At 55.5% G+C, this 17,060-nt stretch carries 11 protein-coding genes; 5 read left to right on the top strand and 6 right to left on the bottom strand.

Going from position 1 to position 17,060, the window contains the following annotated elements:
* Nucleotides 1-80: 80 nt before the first annotated feature.
* Nucleotides 81-1,361, top strand: a complete 1,281-nt coding sequence (locus KGP21_RS26190; protein ID WP_071681657.1) for a nitrate/nitrite transporter — start codon at nt 81-83, stop codon at nt 1,359-1,361.
* Nucleotides 1,362-1,381: 20 nt separating this feature from the next.
* A complete protein-coding gene (locus KGP21_RS26195) occupies nt 1,382-2,830 on the top strand; it encodes an FGGY-family carbohydrate kinase (RefSeq protein WP_021180846.1) in 1,449 nt (482 codons plus the stop codon).
* Nucleotides 2,831-2,864: 34 nt separating this feature from the next.
* Here KGP21_RS26195 and KGP21_RS26200 read toward each other — a convergent pair whose 3' ends face one another.
* Nucleotides 2,865-3,431 (bottom strand): glycerol-3-phosphate responsive antiterminator, encoded by a 567-nt coding sequence (locus KGP21_RS26200; RefSeq protein ID WP_071681639.1) that lies wholly within the window; start codon nt 3,429-3,431, stop codon nt 2,865-2,867.
* A gap of 37 nt (nt 3,432-3,468) precedes the next feature.
* Nucleotides 3,469-7,149: a methionine synthase gene (gene metH, locus KGP21_RS26205; RefSeq protein WP_223500480.1), complete on the bottom strand. Its 3,681-nt coding sequence runs from the start codon at nt 7,147-7,149 to the stop codon at nt 3,469-3,471.
* Nucleotides 7,150-7,424: 275 nt separating this feature from the next.
* Here metH and iclR point away from each other — a divergent pair, with 275 nt between their 5' ends.
* The 3 genes from iclR (at nt 7,425) to edd (ending at nt 10,933) form a co-directional block, all read left to right on the top strand.
* Nucleotides 7,425-8,255: a glyoxylate bypass operon transcriptional repressor IclR gene (gene iclR / locus KGP21_RS26210; RefSeq protein WP_024484007.1), complete on the top strand. Its 831-nt coding sequence runs from the start codon at nt 7,425-7,427 to the stop codon at nt 8,253-8,255.
* A gap of 258 nt (nt 8,256-8,513) precedes the next feature.
* Nucleotides 8,514-9,053, top strand: coding sequence for a gluconokinase (gntK, locus tag KGP21_RS26215; protein ID WP_059199047.1), 540 nt, complete (start codon nt 8,514-8,516; stop codon nt 9,051-9,053).
* A gap of 65 nt (nt 9,054-9,118) precedes the next feature.
* On the top strand, nt 9,119-10,933 hold the full coding sequence (gene edd, locus KGP21_RS26220) for a phosphogluconate dehydratase (RefSeq protein WP_223500481.1): 1,815 nt from the start codon (nt 9,119-9,121) through the stop codon (nt 10,931-10,933).
* A 33-nt stretch (nt 10,934-10,966) separates the two neighbouring features.
* Here edd and aceK read toward each other — a convergent pair whose 3' ends face one another.
* From aceK to metA, 4 genes are all read right to left on the bottom strand, one after another.
* Nucleotides 10,967-12,712: a bifunctional isocitrate dehydrogenase kinase/phosphatase gene (aceK, locus tag KGP21_RS26225; protein ID WP_223501565.1), complete on the bottom strand. Its 1,746-nt coding sequence runs from the start codon at nt 12,710-12,712 to the stop codon at nt 10,967-10,969.
* 61 nt (nt 12,713-12,773) lie between these two features.
* Nucleotides 12,774-14,081, bottom strand: coding sequence for an isocitrate lyase (gene aceA / locus KGP21_RS26230; protein ID WP_021180852.1), 1,308 nt, complete (start codon nt 14,079-14,081; stop codon nt 12,774-12,776).
* A 46-nt stretch (nt 14,082-14,127) separates the two neighbouring features.
* Complete coding sequence (gene aceB / locus KGP21_RS26235) at nt 14,128-15,726, bottom strand: malate synthase A (RefSeq protein WP_094982862.1); 1,599 nt, start codon at nt 15,724-15,726, stop codon at nt 14,128-14,130.
* A 375-nt stretch (nt 15,727-16,101) separates the two neighbouring features.
* On the bottom strand, nt 16,102-17,031 hold the full coding sequence (metA, locus tag KGP21_RS26240) for a homoserine O-succinyltransferase (RefSeq protein ID WP_059199050.1): 930 nt from the start codon (nt 17,029-17,031) through the stop codon (nt 16,102-16,104).
* Nucleotides 17,032-17,060 lie beyond the last annotated feature (29 nt).

Consider the following 17,060-nt stretch of genomic DNA (forward strand, 5'->3'; position numbering starts at 1 on the left):
GATGTACCCAATAACGGTTAAAAGAAGGGAGTCACTCCAAACATTAACCATTAATGGGTGTATTTATGCGGAACTTCACCATGGAAAAAAACAATTCCCACCGTTGGTTAACGCTGGCAATAATAAGTATCAGCGGCGGAGTAAGTTTCGATCTCGCCTATCTGCGTTATATTTACCAAATCCCGATGGCCAAGTTTATGGGGTTCTCCAATACCGAGATCGGCTTGATTATGAGTACTTTCGGCATCACCGCGATTATTCTGTATGCCCCTAGCGGGATCGTTGCCGATAAGTTCTCTCATAGAAAGATGATGACTTTCGCGATGATCGCCACTGGCCTGCTGGGGTTGCTGATGGCAGTCTATCCACCGTTCTGGGTGATGATCCTGATCCAGGTCGCCTTCGCGATCACCACTATCCTGCTGTTGTGGTCGGTTTCGATCAAGGCGGCCTCGCTGCTCGGCAACCATGAAGAGCAGGGCAAAATCATGGGTTGGATGGAGGGGCTACGCGGCGTGGGTGTGATGGCCCTGGCCGTATTCACCATGTGGATCTTCTCGCTGTTCGCGCCGGAAAACCCCAACAGCCTGAAGGCGGTGATCCTGATCTACAGCGGCGTATATATCCTGTTGGGCATTCTCTGCTGGTTCTTTGTTACAGACGGCTTTGTCACCAGTGACGAGAGCGAAAAACCGCATAAATTCAGCCTGGGGGATATTCTCTCGGTGCTCAAAATCAGCACCACCTGGTATTGCAGCATGATTATCTTTGGCGTCTATACCATCTACGCCATCCTCAGCTACTCCACCAACTACCTGACCGAAATGTACGGTATGACCCTGGTCGCCGCCAGCTATATGGGGATTGTGATCAACAAAATCTTCCGGGCCATGTGCGGGCCACTCGGTGGGATCATCACCACTTACACCCGGCTGAAATCACCCACGCGAGCTATTCAGTTACTGGCGTTAGTCAGCCTGGCCACCCTGGCCGTCTTGCTGATCACCAACCAGAACCCGACCTCGGTCGCCGTGGGGATTGGCCTGATCCTGTTGCTGGCCTTCACCTGCTACGCGTCACGTGGGCTGTACTTTGCCTGTATCGGCGAAGCCAGAACGCCAAAATACATTATGGGCACCACCGTGGGGATCTGCTCGGTGATCGGCTTCCTGCCCGACGTGTTTGTTTACCCGGTTATCGGCCATTGGCAGGACACGCTGCCCGCCGCCGAGGCTTATCACAATATGTGGCTGATGGGGTTAGGGGCAACCTGCCTGGTCGTGGTGTTCACCTTCCTGCTGTTTAACAACATCAAGCGCGCCGGCGCCAAAAACACAACAACACAGCCGGTCACCGAATAATTATCTCAAGGAGTTGCGACATGAAGAGCAAGTACCTGATGGGTGTGGACGTGGGCACCCAGAGCGCCAAAGTGGTGATTTTTGATCTGGACGGCAACGCCATTTGCGAAGGGAAACAGCAGTTACGCAAGATGGATATCCCAGCCCCGCTGCTGGCAGAACACCCGGACGACGATCTATGGGATTCACTTAAGGTGGCTTTCCGCCGCGCCATGCAGCGTTTTGGCGAACGTGGTGGCAAGCCGCAGGACATTCTGGCGATGGGCATTTGCATCGTCCGCTGTTGCCGGGTGCTGCTGAAGGACAATGGTGAGCTGGCCTATCCGGTAATCAACTGGATGGATAAGCGCCTGAACAAACCTTACGAATATATCGATGCCTATCAGGGCGTACGTTATGTGACGACCACCTCGGGTTACATCACCCATCGCCTGACCGGTGAGTTCAAAGACACCTGTGCCAACTACATCGGTTGGTGGCCGATGGACAACGACAGCCTCGATTGGAGCACCGATCCCGCCGCCTGGCAAAGCTGCAACCTGACGCGCGACATGGTACTGGACGTGGTGAAACCCGGTGAAATCCTCGGCCATATCACCCAGCAGGTAGCGCAGCAGCTTGGCATCCCCGCAGGTATTCCGGTGGTGGCTACCGCACATGACAAAGCGGTGGAAGCACTGGGTGCCGGTTCACTGGATGAAGGCGTCGCGCTGATTTCCCTCGGTACCTATATCGGTGCCATGGTACACGGCCATGCCAACGTGAAGGACGCGCAAAACTTCTGGCCGTTCCAGGCTTCTATCCCAGGGCGTTACCTGTATGAGTGCATGGGCGTGCGCCGTGGCATGTGGACCATCAGTTGGTTCCGCGATCAGTTTGGCGCGGCCGCACTGTCGGATGCCCATGACGCCGGAACCAGCATTGAGGAGTTACTGAATCAGGAAGCAGAGCGCGTTCCTGCGGGTTGTGAAGGCCTGATCACCGTACACGACTGGGCACCACCGTCAGAAGCGGAATTCCGTAAAGGGGCCATGATTGGCTTCGATGGCCGCCATACCCGTGCCCATATGTACCGTTCGGTGCTGGAGGGCATCGCCTTCACCATGAAAAACCATATGGACAAGATGGCGCTGGAGCTGAAAACCCCGTTCAAGCACCTGATTATTTCCGGCGGCGGGGCCAACAGCGATCTGTTTATGCAGATCTTTGCCGACGTGTTTGGCATCCCCACCAGCCGTAACGTGATGAAAGGTTCGGCAGCGGTGGGCTGTGCCATCAACGCCGGGATGGCGGTGAACGTCTTTACCGATTACGAACAGGCCGCGCAGAAGCTGGTACGAATGGGGGACAGTTTTACACCGAATATGGCTAATCATCGGTTCTACAATCAGTTGAATCAGCAGGTGTATCAACGGGTAAACCAACATCTGGACCCGCTGCTACAGGCACTCAGTCCGTTGGTCGACTAACTGGCAGGGGCACCGGCCTTCGGTGCCCTTATCATTACAATTTCAACTTCCATACGTCGTGATTGGTGGTGGCAACAGCGATGGCCCCGGCATTCAGCGCGGTTTGCGCATCATCCTCATCACACACCAAGCCACCGGCAATAATCGGCAAGTCGATCTTTTCTGCCACCCAACCGAGCACCTTAGGCATGCAACCCGGCAAGATTTCGATGCAGTCCGGCGTCGATTGCGCCACCTGCTTGTCGATATTGTGGAAGGAAATCGAGTCCATGATAAACAGCCGGTGAATGGTGTAGAAGCCTTGCTGACGCGCCGCCTTCACCATCGAGGCCTTGGTGCTGATAATGCCATCCGCCGCCGTGACGATTTTCAGGAAATTAATCACGATCTCCTTGTTGGAGCTGCCTTCCAGCAAATCAACATGCACAAAAGCGTATTTGCCAGCCTCCTTCACCTGCTGCACGATGCGCCCAATATTACAGATATTGCCGTACAGCACCGAGATGATCTGGCAGTTCGACTTGACCGCGATCTGCAGGCTCTCATTATCTTTTACCGCTGCGATCACCGGGTGCAGCTTTAACAGTTCTTCGATAGACACGTTGTTCCCCTGTCTCTTTCAGCCTGCTGGCTGAAAATTAATCTGCATCGTATCCCAGATTCGGGGCCAGCCAGCGCTCTACGTCACCGATCTTCATCCCCTTACGCTGCGCGTAGTCTTCGACCTGATCGCGCTGGATCTGGGCCACGGCAAAGTACTTGCTTTGCGGATGGCTGAAATACCAGCCGGATACCGCTGCCCCAGGCCACATGGCGAAGGATTCGGTCAGTTCCATGCCGGTATGGCGGTTAACGTCCAGCAACTGCCAGATCTCCGCTTTTTCGGTATGTTCTGGACAAGCAGGATAGCCGGGGGCCGGGCGAATACCTTGATAATTCTCACGGATCAGCTCTTCGTTACTCAGGTTTTCATCGGCGGCAAAGCCCCAGTGCAGCTTGCGCACCTGCTCGTGGAGATATTCGGCAAAGGCCTCTGCCAGACGATCGGATAACGCTTTGACCATGATCTTGTTGTAGTCGTCATGCTTGGCATCATAAGCCGCCGCCAAAGCATCCTCTTCCAAGCCGCCCGTGACTGCGAATGCGCCAAAATAGTCGGCTTTGCCGCTGCTTTTCGGGGCCACAAAGTCGGCCAGACAGTAGTTAGGGAAATCGGTCTTTTCCGTTTGCTGACGCAGATGACGGCTGACCACCAGCACCTCTTCACGGCTTTCATCCCGGTAGACTTCCACATCATCCCCGACGCGGTTGGCCGGGAACAGACCATAGACGCCACGCGGGTTGAGGCTACCGTTAGCGGCCAGCATATCCAGCATTTCGTTGGCATCCTGGAACAGGCGCTTGGCCTCTTCCCCTACCACTTCATCCTCCAGAATGCGCGGATACTTGCCCGCCAGTGACCAGGTCATAAAGAACGGCGTCCAGTCGATATAGTGACGCAGCGTGTCAATGCTGGCCTCAACCGGGAACACACCAAGTTTGTTCGGCACCGGAGGCTGGTAGTTTTCCCAGTCCAGCACCAAGGCGTTATCCCGTGCCTGTTGCAGGCTGACCGGCGGCGTACGCGGTTTTTTACGCCCGTGCTGGATACGCACAGTTTCGTACTCTTTGCGGGTACGGGCGACAAACTCGTCCCGCTGAGTGTCTGACAGCAGCGCCGCAACCACACCAACGGTACGCGAGGCGTTCTGCACGTAGGTAGTCGGGCCGCTGTAGTTCTGCTCAATCTTCACTGCGGTATGAGCCTTGGAGGTGGTTGCCCCACCGATCAGCAGCGGTAGGGTAAAGCCTTGGCGTTCCATCTCTTTTGCCACGTTGACCATTTCGTCCAGTGACGGGGTGATCAGGCCAGACAGACCGATAATATCCACGTTCTGTTCGCGGGCGGTTTTCAGGATCTTGTCCGTCGGCACCATCACGCCCAGATCGATAATTTCGTAGTTGTTACATTGCAGCACCACGCCGACGATGTTTTTGCCGATGTCGTGCACGTCGCCCTTCACCGTCGCCAGCAGAATTTTCCCGGCGGTGGTGCCTTTCTGTTTGCTGGCCTCAATGTAAGGTTCGAGATAGGCCACCGCCTGCTTCATCACGCGGGCCGATTTCACTACCTGCGGCAGGAACATTTTGCCCTCGCCAAACAGGTCACCAACCACGTTCATGCCAGCCATCAGCGGCCCTTCGATCACTTCGATCGGGCGATCCGCCTGCTGGCGCGCTTCTTCGGTGTCTAACTCGATAAATTCGGTAATACCTTTAACCAGCGAATACTCCAGGCGCTTCACTACCGGCCAGCCGCGCCATTCGGCCTGCTGCACCGCCACTTCATTGTCTTTGCTGCCCCGGTATTTTTCCGCCAGTTCCAGCAGACGCTCGGTGCCGTCCTGACGGCGATTGAGCACCACATCCTCAACTGCTTCACGCAGTTCAGTGCTGAGATCGTCATAGATCGCCAACTGCCCGGCGTTGACGATCCCCATATCCATGCCGTTGCGAATGGCGTGATACAGGAACACCGCGTGGATCGCTTCACGCACCGGATCGTTGCCACGGAACGAGAAGGAGACGTTGGACACACCGCCGGAAATCATCGCATGCGGCAGGTGGGTTTTGATGTCGGCACAGGCTTCAATAAAGTCGACGGCATAGTTGTTATGCTCTTCGATACCGGTCGCGACGGCAAAAATGTTCGGGTCAAAAATGATATCTTCCGGCGGGAAACCCACGCGCTCGGTCAGGATCTGGTAAGCACGGCGGCAAATCTCAAATTTGCGTTGGCGAGTATCTGCCTGACCAACTTCATCGAAGGCCATCACCACCACGGCGGCACCGTAGCGGCGCACCAGTTTGGCATGGTGGATAAAGGCTTCTTCGCCCTCTTTCATCGAGATCGAGTTGACGATGCCTTTACCCTGAATGCATTTCAGGCCCTTTTCGATCACGCTCCATTTGGAGGAGTCGATCATGATCGGAACACGGGCGATATCCGGCTCACCGGCGATCAGGCTGAGGAAACGCACCATCGCCGCTTCGGCGTCAAGCATCCCTTCATCCATGTTGATGTCGATGATCTGGGCGCCGCTCTCCACCTGTTGGCGGGCCACGGCCAGCGCCTCGTTATACTTTTCTTCTTTAATCAACCGTTTGAATCGGGCCGAGCCGGTCACGTTGGTACGCTCACCCACGTTGACGAACAGCGATTTGGCATCAATATTCAGCGGTTCCAGGCCGGACAGGCGGCAAGCTACCGGTAACTCTGGCAACTGCCGTGGCGGTACGCCCTCGACCGCTTTAGCCATTGCGGCGATATGCGCCGGAGTGGTGCCACAGCAGCCACCGATGATATTGAGGAAACCGGCGTGCGCCCATTCGCCCACCTGTTTGGCCATCTCTTCGGCATCGAGATCGTATTCACCAAAGGCATTGGGTAAACCGGCGTTTGGGTGAGCAGTAACATAGCTTTCAGAGATGCGAGACAACTCCGCCACGTATTGGCGTAACTCATCCGGGCCGAGCGCACAGTTCAGGCCAAAGGTCAGCGGCTTAACGTGACGTAGCGAGTTGTAAAACGCTTCTGTAGTCTGGCCGGAAAGAGTGCGGCCAGAGGCGTCGGTGATGGTGCCGGAAATCATGATCGGTAAGGTCACGCCCAGCGCTTCAAATTCGGTTTCGACCGCAAAGGCCGCCGCTTTGGCATTCAGGGTATCGAAGATGGTTTCGATCATGATCAGATCGACGCCCCCTTCCACCAGCGCGCGGGTTGATTCGCGATAGGCCTCTACCAATTGGTCAAAAGAGACATTACGGAAGGCCGGATCGTTAACGTCAGGGGAAATGGAGGCAGTACGGTTGGTTGGGCCCAGTACGCCAGCAACGTAGCGCGGTTTTTCCGGGGTGCGTGCCGTCCATTCATCAGCACAAGCGCGCGCCAGCAAGGCGGCCTGGTAGTTAATTTCGGCGGACAGCGACTCCATATGGTAGTCGGCCATCGCGATAGTGGTCGAGTTGAAGGTGTTGGTTTCGAGGATGTCGGCCCCCGCCTCCAGGTAACCGTTGTGGATCGCAGTGATCACCTCCGGCTTGCTTAACACCAGTAGGTCGTTATTGCCTTTCAGATCGCTTTGCCAATCGGCAAAACGCTCACCGCGGTAGTCTGCCTCCTCCAGCCGATAGCTCTGGATCATGGTGCCCATACCGCCGTCCAACACTAAAATACGCTGCGATAGCTGCTGACGCAGTTGTTCCACTCGATTTGTCACTGTAGCCCCTTCACACCCGATTATCCGCCCGACGACTTATTACCCCACATCCCAATGTTGTAGCGGCGCGGCACGCTGCGCCCGTCATGCATCCTGCAACTTGAAAGATGGAGGGTCTGACATCCTAGCACAGGTTATGGCGGCAAAGATGCGAGCGGGTATTGAGAGTTTTTCAGGTTCGCCGAACAACAGATCCGATGAGCGGAGAAGCAACTTGCAATTCATACTCAAAAAACGAAAATGAATTCCATCATACGGAAAGCACAAGGTGAATCATGGCCACTCCCGTTCCCGCCAAACGCGGTAAAAAACCCCGCGCCGCCGCACCCGCTACCAGCACGGCGACCGGCCAGGTCCAGTCATTGACCCGTGGCCTGAAACTATTGGAATATATTGCCGAAGCGCAGGGCAACGTAGCGCTAACCGATCTGGCCCAGCAAGCCGGGTTGCCCAACTCCACTACCCATCGCCTGCTGACGACCATGCAACAGCAGGGGTTTGTCCGTCAGGTGGGCGATCTTGGCCTGTGGACCATGGGAGCACATGCGTTTGTGGTGGGCAGCAGCTTCCTGCAAAGCCGTAACCTGCTGGCGATGGTGCACCCAACGCTGCGCCGCCTGATGGAAGAGTCGGGGGAAACGGTCAATCTGGCGGTGATGGACAAAGCCGAGGATCAGGCGGTGATTATCGATCAGGTACAATGCACCGCGTTGATGCGCATGTCAGCCCCGATTGGCGGCAAGCTGCCGATGCACGCCTCTGGCGCTGGCAAAGCCTTTCTGGCCAGCATGCAGGACGATGAGGTAACCCGGTTGCTGCATAAAAAAGGCATGCACACCTATACCCCACACACGCTCACGCCACATAACCTGAAAGAAGGGTTGGCGGTGATCCGCAAGCAGGGGTTCTCGTTCGACGATGAAGAGCATGCCCTGGGCCTACGCTGTCTGGCCGCCTGCATCTTTGATGAACACCGCGAAGCCTTTGCCGCCATCTCCATCTCCGGCCCGGTATCACGCATTACCGACGATCGCGTTACCGAACTGGGTGCGCTAGTGATCCATGCGGCAAAAGAAATCAGCCTGGAGTACGGCGGCGTACGGTGATTAGACGGGCGCAGCATTGCGCCCTAAGCCCTGAGCAAATTCCCGCTGTTATTTTTCTGTATCGCGCTGTAGAGACTTTGTTTCGCCTCCCGCGAAAAGTATGAATTCGATCACAATTAGCGATCTTGCCACCGAAAGCCGATTGCAACCTTTGGCGCTTCCCCTGACAATGTTACCGATAACATGTTACCGGTAACAATCATTCGTAAAATAATATAGCCGCAGCAGACTATGACTCGCAGGTGGGGGAACCAAACCATGATCAATAATCAGAATCGTGTTTACGTCATTATGGGCGTATCCGGCAGCGGTAAGTCTGCCGTCGCCAATGCCGTGGCCCAACGGCTATCCGCCAACTTCCTGGACGGTGACTTTCTCCATCCGCGCTGCAATATCCAGAAAATGGCCTCAGGCGAACCGCTCAATGACGACGATCGCGCACCATGGTTGGCCGCCCTGAACGACGCGGCTTTCGCTATGCAGCGTACCAATGCGGTCTCGATCATCGTCTGCTCTGCACTGAAAAAACATTATCGCGATCGGCTGCGTGCCGGTAATGACAATCTGTCATTCATCTATCTGCACGGCGACTTCCCGGTGATCGAGGCTCGGCTGGCTGCCCGCAAGGGGCATTTCTTCAAACCCCAAATGCTGGTGACCCAGTTCGCCACGCTGGAGCAGCCGGGCCAAGATGAAATTGACGTCCAGGCCATCGATATCGATCAGTCACTGGATGCGGTGATTGCCGACACTGTGCGGCATATCCAGAGTTTCCAACCACAAGAAGCCTGTGCATAACGAGATGTTCTGAACGACATAACTGGCCCTCGCCGCGCGCATTAGGGCTGCATTGTGAGGATGATATGATTAACAGCACCCTGGCACGTGTAACACAACGCATTATTGAACGTTCAAAAGAGAGCCGAGCTGCCTATCTGGCACGTATTAGCGCAGCCCGCACGCAGACGGTACACCGCTCGCAGCTAGCCTGTGGCAACCTGGCCCACGGTTTTGCCGCCTGCCAGCCCGACGATAAAGCCGCCCTGAAAAACATGGTGCGCAGCGATATCGCCATCATCACCGCCTACAACGATATGCTCTCTGCCCACCAACCTTATGAAAACTATCCACAACGGCTAAAGCAGGCGTTACACAGCGTTGGCGCCGTTGGCCAGGTCGCAGGTGGTGTGCCAGCCATGTGCGACGGCGTGACGCAGGGGCAGGACGGCATGGAGCTATCGTTGATGAGCCGCGATGTGATAGCCATGTCCGCAGCCATCGGCCTTTCCCATAACATGTTCGACGGCGCATTGTTTCTGGGTATCTGTGACAAGATTGTGCCAGGGCTGGTAATGTCCGCCTTGTCCTTCGGCCATTTGCCTGCCGTATTTGTGCCTGCCGGGCCGATGAGCAGCGGCCTACCTAATAAAGAGAAAGTACGTGTGCGCCAGCTGTATGCCGAGGGCAAAGCCGATCGCCACGCGCTGCTGGAAGCCGAGGCCGCCTCTTATCATGGCGTTGGTACCTGCACCTTCTACGGCACGGCCAACACCAACCAGATGGTGATGGAAGTGATGGGCCTGCATCTACCCGGCGCCTCTTTCATTCATCCAGACACGCCACTGCGCGATGCGCTCAATGATGCCGCCGCTCGCCAAGTCACCCGCCTGACAGAAACCGCCGGTAATTACCTGCCGATAGGCCAATTGGTGGATGAAAAAGTGGTGGTTAACGGCATCGTATCGCTCCTGGCCACCGGGGGCTCCACCAACCTGACGATGCATATGGTAGCCATGGCTCGCGCAGCGGGCATCATCATCAACTGGGACGACTTCTCTGAGCTTTCCGATGCAGTGCCACTGCTATGCCGCATCTACCCCAACGGCCCGGCGGATATCAACCAGTTCCAGGCGGCGGGCGGTGTGCAATTGGTCGTGCGTGAGCTGTTGAACAACGGCCTGTTGCATCAGGATGTGCATACCGTCGCCGGTTTCGGCCTGGAGCGCTACACTCAGGAGCCTTGGCTGGACAATGGCCAGTTGGCCTGGCGCAACGGGGCAGCAAGTTCGCTGGACGCTAACGTGATTGCCAGCATAGCCAAACCGTTCGAGCACCATGGCGGCACCAAGGTGCTGGCCGGTAATCTGGGCCGTGCGGTGATGAAGACGTCTGCGGTGCCTGCCGAAAATCAGATTATCGAAGCCCCGGCGGTCGTATTCGAAAGCCAGCACGATATCGTCCCCGCCTTCGAAGCAGGCAAACTGGATCGGGACTGCGTGGTGGTCGTGCGTTTCCAGGGGCCACAGGCCAATGGCATGCCTGAACTGCATAAGCTGATGCCACCGCTTGGGGTATTGATGGATCGCGGCTTCAAGGTGGCGTTGGTGACCGATGGCCGCCTGTCCGGCGCTTCCGGCAAGGTTCCTTCGGCGATCCATGTCACCCCGGAGGCGTACACCGGCGGTATGCTGGCCAAAGTACAAAGCGGCGATATGATCCGGGTGAATGGACACACCGGCGAGCTGCAACTGCTGGTTGCGGAAGCAGAGCTGGCCCAGCGCATTCCCTATCAACCCGATCTGAGCGGTGAAAGGAACGGCTGTGGCCGTGAGCTGTTCAGCGCGTTACGCAGCCAGCTTTCCGGGGCCGAACAGGGCGCCTGCTGCATCACGTTTTAATCCTGACCATGGCCCAGCCTGCTGGGCCTGCTATCAGCCAGCCTGCGCGTACCCCGAAGGTAGCCTCTGGCTGAAACGCCGCTTTTTACGGTAGGCAAACACATCCTCGACGTGCCCCTCCTTGATACGCTGCTGCAACCCTCGCCAGTAGTCCGCTTCAAACAGATCGCTGTGCATCTCCTCAAAGACCTTGCGGATGCGCCGGTCGCCACACAGGAAATGGCGGAACTCTTCGGGGAAAACATCGTTAGGTGAAATGCTGTACCAGGGTTCGCTGGCCAGTTCATCTTCCGGGTAGCGCGGCGGCGGGATATTACGGAAGTTCACCTCGGTCATGTAGCAAATCTCGTCGTAGTCGTAAAACACCACGCGCCCATGGCGCGTCACGCCGAAGTTTTTGAACAGCATATCGCCTGGGAAGATATTGGCCGCAGCCAGCTGTTTGATCGCATTACCATATTCTTCAATGGCGTCATGCATTTGCCGTTCGTCTGCCTGCTCAAGATACAGATTTAACGGCGTCATCCGCCGCTCCATATACAGATGCTTGATGACCACCCGATCGCCGAGATCTTCCAGCTTTTCCGGCACTTCACGCTGCAACTCCGCCAACAGTTGCGGGCTGATACGCGCCTTATCCACCACAAAATTCTCATATTCCTGGGTATCGGCCATCCGCCCGACGCGATCGTGCTCTTTTACCAGTTGGTAGCAGGCCATCACCTGTGCCTGTGTGACCTCTTTCTGCGGCGCAAATTCGTCTTTGATCACTTTGAATACCCGATCGAAGGACGGCAGCGTAAACACCAGCATCACCATGCCTTTCACGCCCGGCGCAATAATGAATTGCTCCTGCGACTGCGCCATAAAATTCAGGTATTCACGGTAGCATTCGGTTTTACCATGCTTCTGGCAGCCGATCGCCATATACAGTTCGGCGGTGGTTTTACCCGGCAGGATCTCCCGCAACCATTCGACCATCGCCGCTGGTAATGGGGCATACACCATAAAGTAGGAACGGGCGAAGCCAAACACGATGCTGGCTTCGGCCTTGCTGGTCAGGCAGGTATCAATGAACAACGCGCCGGACTCGCTGTGGTGGATCGGCAACAGAAACGGGTAAACCCCGTCGGCCACGCGCAGCTTACCGACCAACCAGGCCGCCTTGTTACGGTAGAACAGCTCATTGCCGATTTGGAACGTCGCTCTAGCTAGCTGTTGGGAGCTGAAGGTCTGTAGTAAGGCTTGGGTGATATAGCGAATATCGCGTGGCAGGTCTTCCCACGGCAGGCGCAGCGGCAAGTCGATCAACAGGCTATGCAGCATGGCAGCCAAATCACCATTGGGAGTAAAATCACGTGCCAACGGCCTGGGAATATCACGAAAGCGCCGTTCGGGCTGCGAGCTGAAAACGAACAGCTTGTCCGGGGTTAAATCCCGATGTTTGAACAGCCGACAGTAAACCGAATTAAAGAAGCTTTCGGCAATCTCAAAACGCGGGTAGTCGGGCAACAGTTCGGTATAAACCGCCTTCACCCTATTAGGGAAATCCGCATCGTAATATTTCTGCCCGGTGATGCATTTCAGTTGCTCTACCACCAGACCGACGTGATGATCGTAAAGATGGATACGTCGTTTCATCGCCTGTTGTACGGCGGGCCAGTCTGCCTGCTCAAAACGCTGCTGTGCTCCGGCCGTGACTTCAAGAAAGCGGCCATATTGCGCATCAAAGCCCTGCAGGATCGTCTGTGCAATCAACAGCTCCAGTTTTTCCGCCATCTTTGCCTCTGCCATTCAGGAATGAAACCAGAGCCTGGCGCCATGCCAGGCCCCTTGGGGATCAGAACTGCTGTTCTTCGGTGGAACCGGTCAGTGCCGTTACCGAGGAAGCGCCCCCCTGAATAATGGTGGTTACCTTATCGAAGTAGCCGGTCCCCACCTCCTGCTGATGCGAAGCAAAGGTGTAGCCACGCTCGACTGCGGCAAATTCCGGCTGCTGCACTTTTTCAACATAGTGCTTCATGCCTTCGCCACGCGCATAAGCATGTGCCAGATCGAACATGTTGAACCACATGCTGTGGATACCGGCCAGCGTGATGAACTGGTATTTGTAGCCCATGGCGGACAGTGCATCCTGGAAGCGGGCGATAGTCTGATCGTCCAGGTTCTTCTTCCAGTTGAACGACGGTGAGCAGTTATAGGCCAACAGCTTGCCCGGGAACTTGGCATGGATCGCATCGGCAAAGCGTTGAGCTGCTTCAAGATCCGGCGTTGAGGTTTCGCACCACACCAGATCGGCATAAGGGGCATAAGCCAAGCCACGGCTGATGGCCTGCTCAATACCAGCATGGGTGCGGTAGAAACCTTCGGCGGTGCGTTCGCCAGACACAAAGGCACTGTCATACGGATCGCAGTCGGAGGTCAGCAAATCCGCCGCATCGGCATCGGTACGGGCAATCAACAGGGTTGGCACACCGAGAACGTCAGCCGCCAAGCGCGCCGCAACCAGCTTCTGGATAGCTTCCTGGGTCGGTACCAAGACCTTGCCGCCCATATGGCCACACTTCTTCACTGCCGCCAGTTGGTCTTCAAAATGTACCCCGGCCGCACCGGCTTCGATCATCGCCTTCATCAGTTCAAAGGCATTCAGCACGCCGCCAAATCCGGCTTCAGCATCCGCCACGATCGGCAGGAAGTAATCGGTATAGCCTTTGCTGCCGGGTTCAATCTGGTTTGCCCACTGGATCTGATCCGCCCGACGGAAGGTATTATTGATGCGCTCAACCACCGTCGGGACCGAGTCGACCGGATACAGTGATTGATCGGGATACATGGCAGCAGCGGTATTGGCATCAGCCGCTACCTGCCAACCGGACAGATAGATCGCTTCGACACCGGCTTTCGCCTGTTGCAGCGCCTGGCCACCGGTCAGCGCCCCAAGGCTGTTCACGTACCCTTTGCGGGATTTGCCATGCAGCAGTTCCCAGAGTTTCGCTGCACCGTTTTGCGCCAACGTGCAAACCGGATTGACCGAGCCACGCAGGTTGATCACGTCTTCGGCGCTGTAAGGGCGGGTGATGCCCTCCCAGCGTGCTGATTTCCATTCCTGTTCCAGCTGTTGGATCTGTTGGGTACGAGAGGTCGTCATATTTTTATCCTTTTCAATACTGTAGGGTTAAAGGTCAGGAACGGTTTCAGGCCAGTAATTCGTAGCCGGGTAAGGTCAGGAAATCGATTAATTCATCTTGCGTGGTGATACGCTCCATCAGCTGTGCCGCCTCTTCGAAGCGGCCTGCGTGATAACGCGCTTCACCCAGTTCTTTACGAACGACCTGCATCTCTTCCTGCAGCATCTGGCGGAACAGGGCCTTGGTTACCTGTTGGCCATTGCTGAGGCTTTTCTCGTGATGGATCCACTGCCAAATTGAGGTACGTGAAATCTCGGCAGTAGCGGCATCTTCCATCAGGCCATAAATCGGTACGCAGCCATTGCCGGAGATCCAGGCTTCAATGTATTGCACCGCTACGCGGATATTGGCGCGCATGCCAGTTTCGGTACGCTCACCGTCACACGGTTCCAGCAGTTGCGCCGCCGTGATAGGTGCATCATTCTCACGCAGCACCTCTAGTTGATTCTGCCGCTCCCCCAGGATGCGGTTGAACACTTCCATCACCGTATCGGCCAAACCTGGATGTGCCACCCAAGTCCCGTCATGGCCATTGGTCGCTTCCAGTTCTTTATCCGCACGCACCTTGCCCAACACCACCGCGTTTTGCTCGGCGTCTTTGCTGGGGATAAACGCCGCCATCCCCCCCATCGCAAAAGCACCGCGGCGGTGGCAGGTCTTGATGAGCAAGCGAGAATAAGCACTGAGGAAAGGCTGGGTCATAGTGACGGACTGACGGTCCGGTAGCACCCGATCGCCATGGTTCTTCAGCGTTTTGATATAGCTGAAGATGTAGTCCCAACGGCCACAGTTCAGCCCGACGATATGATCGCGCAGGTGATACAGGATCTCGTCCATCTGGAATACCGCAGGCAAGGTTTCAATCAATACCGTGGCCTTGATGGTGCCGCGCGGCAACCCGAAGCGATCCTCGGTAAAGCTAAAGACTTCACTCCACCAGGCAGCCTCCTGCCAGGACTGGGTTTTCGGCAGGTAGAAATACGGGCCGCTGCCTTTTGCCAGCAGTTGGCGATAGTTATGGAAGAAATAGAGTGCAAAATCGAACAACCCGCCAGGGATCGCTTCCCCCTGCCACTGCACGTGTTTTTCCGGCAAATGCAGGCCACGTACGCGGGCAATCAACACCGCCGGGTTGGGTTTGAGCTGGTAAATCTTGCCGGCTTCATTGGTGTAAGAGATGGTGCCGTTGACCGCATCATGCAGGTTGATCTGCCCGTCGATAACCTTGTCCCAGCTGGGTGCCAGTGAGTCTTCAAAGTCGGCCATAAACACTTTGACGTTGGCATTGAGGGCATTGATCACCATTTTGCGTTCAACCGGACCGGTAATCTCAACCCGACGGTCGCGCAAGTCAGCGGGAACGCCGCGGATCTGCCAGTCACCCTGCCGAATGGAATCCGTTTCCGAAATAAATCCAGGCAGCTCGCCACGATCGATTTTCTCTTGCCAGCTGGCGCGTGCCGCCAACAGTTTGTTGCGTTGCGGCGTAAATTTCCCCACCAGTTCAGCCAGGAACTCGACCGCGTCATCCGTCAGTATCTGCCGCTCTGCAGAGCCGAAAGCCTGTGTAAACGCTAATTCTGTGCCTACCATCTGTTGCGTCATTGTCTTGATCCTTTCCATCATTCCACGCCGCCATTGCAGGCCAGGCGAAGCATTGTTGTCGGAAATCGGGTGAAAAAAAGACCGCCAACTGGTCAGATGTCATCCCGCAGGATCCTAGAATAACCAACAAAAATTAAAAATCAAAAACGATTTCCATTTTTTTAATAAATATTTTATTAACCTTTTACTATCAATTGATTAGATTATTTATCATTTATAGCTAACCAGGAAACCGGTTCCATTACGATAAAGGAATGCCGGTAATACATTGTTTTTAAATAAGTTATCGATGCTGAAACGTTGCAGGTTTGGCAGGAAAAACGGCAGGGTAAACCAGGGCGGCCTCGATTCAGCCACCCGGTGCAGAGAAAAATGTTACTCGAGGGTAGGATTCATATGACGCAGATCGAACGGCGTGATCTGGTAAACGTAGTAGTTCAACCAGTTGGAAAACAGCAGGTGACCATGGCTTCGCCATGAAGCTGCGGGGGGCAATTCGGGGTTATCATCGGGGAAATAATTTAGCGGTACGCTCGGGTTGAGGCCTGCATCGTTATCACGACAATACTCACCCGCTAACGTCAGGGCGTCATATTCCGGATGCCCGGTGACAAAGGCCATGCGCTTATCCTTGGTAGCGAACAGATAGGCGCCAGCCAGTTCTGATTCAGCCAGGATATCCAGATCGGTGTACTGCCGCAGGATCTCGGTTGGGAAATCAGCATAGCGGGAGTGAGGAGCCAGGAAGGTTTCATCAAAACCTCGGGTCAGCAAGGCATGTTGGTGCAGCGTACGATGCTGGTACACTCCGGAGAGCTTCACCTCACGCGTCTTCTTTGGAATGCCGTACAGGATGTTTAGCGCGGCCTGCACTGCCCAGCAGACAAACAGGGTTGAAGTCACATGATCCTTGGCCCACTCGATCACTCGCTCGATCTGCGGCCAATAGGCAACATCACAGAAGTCCACCAGGCCCAGCGGAGCGCCAGTGACGATCAGCCCGTCAAAGTTCTCATTCTGGATATCTTCAAAGTTACAGTAGAAATTATTCAGGTGCTCCGTGGGCGTATTCTTCGACTCACGGCTATCGATGCGCAGTAGCTGAATATCGATCTGCAATGGCGAGTTGGAAAGCAAACGCAGAAACTGGTTTTCCGTTTCGATCTTTTTCGGCATCAGGTTGAGGATAAGTACCTTTAACGGCCTGATTTCCTGTGTTTTTGCGCGTGAGGATGTCATGACAAACACGTTCTCATTACGCAAGAAATTGACCGCAGGTAACTCATCAGGAACACGAATCGGCATTGCTTACCCCTCACACATCCGTTTATACG

This window comes from Serratia sp. JSRIV004 (genome assembly GCF_019968705.1).
In the GTDB taxonomy this organism is placed as follows: Bacteria; Pseudomonadota; Gammaproteobacteria; order Enterobacterales; family Enterobacteriaceae; genus Chania; species Chania fonticola_B.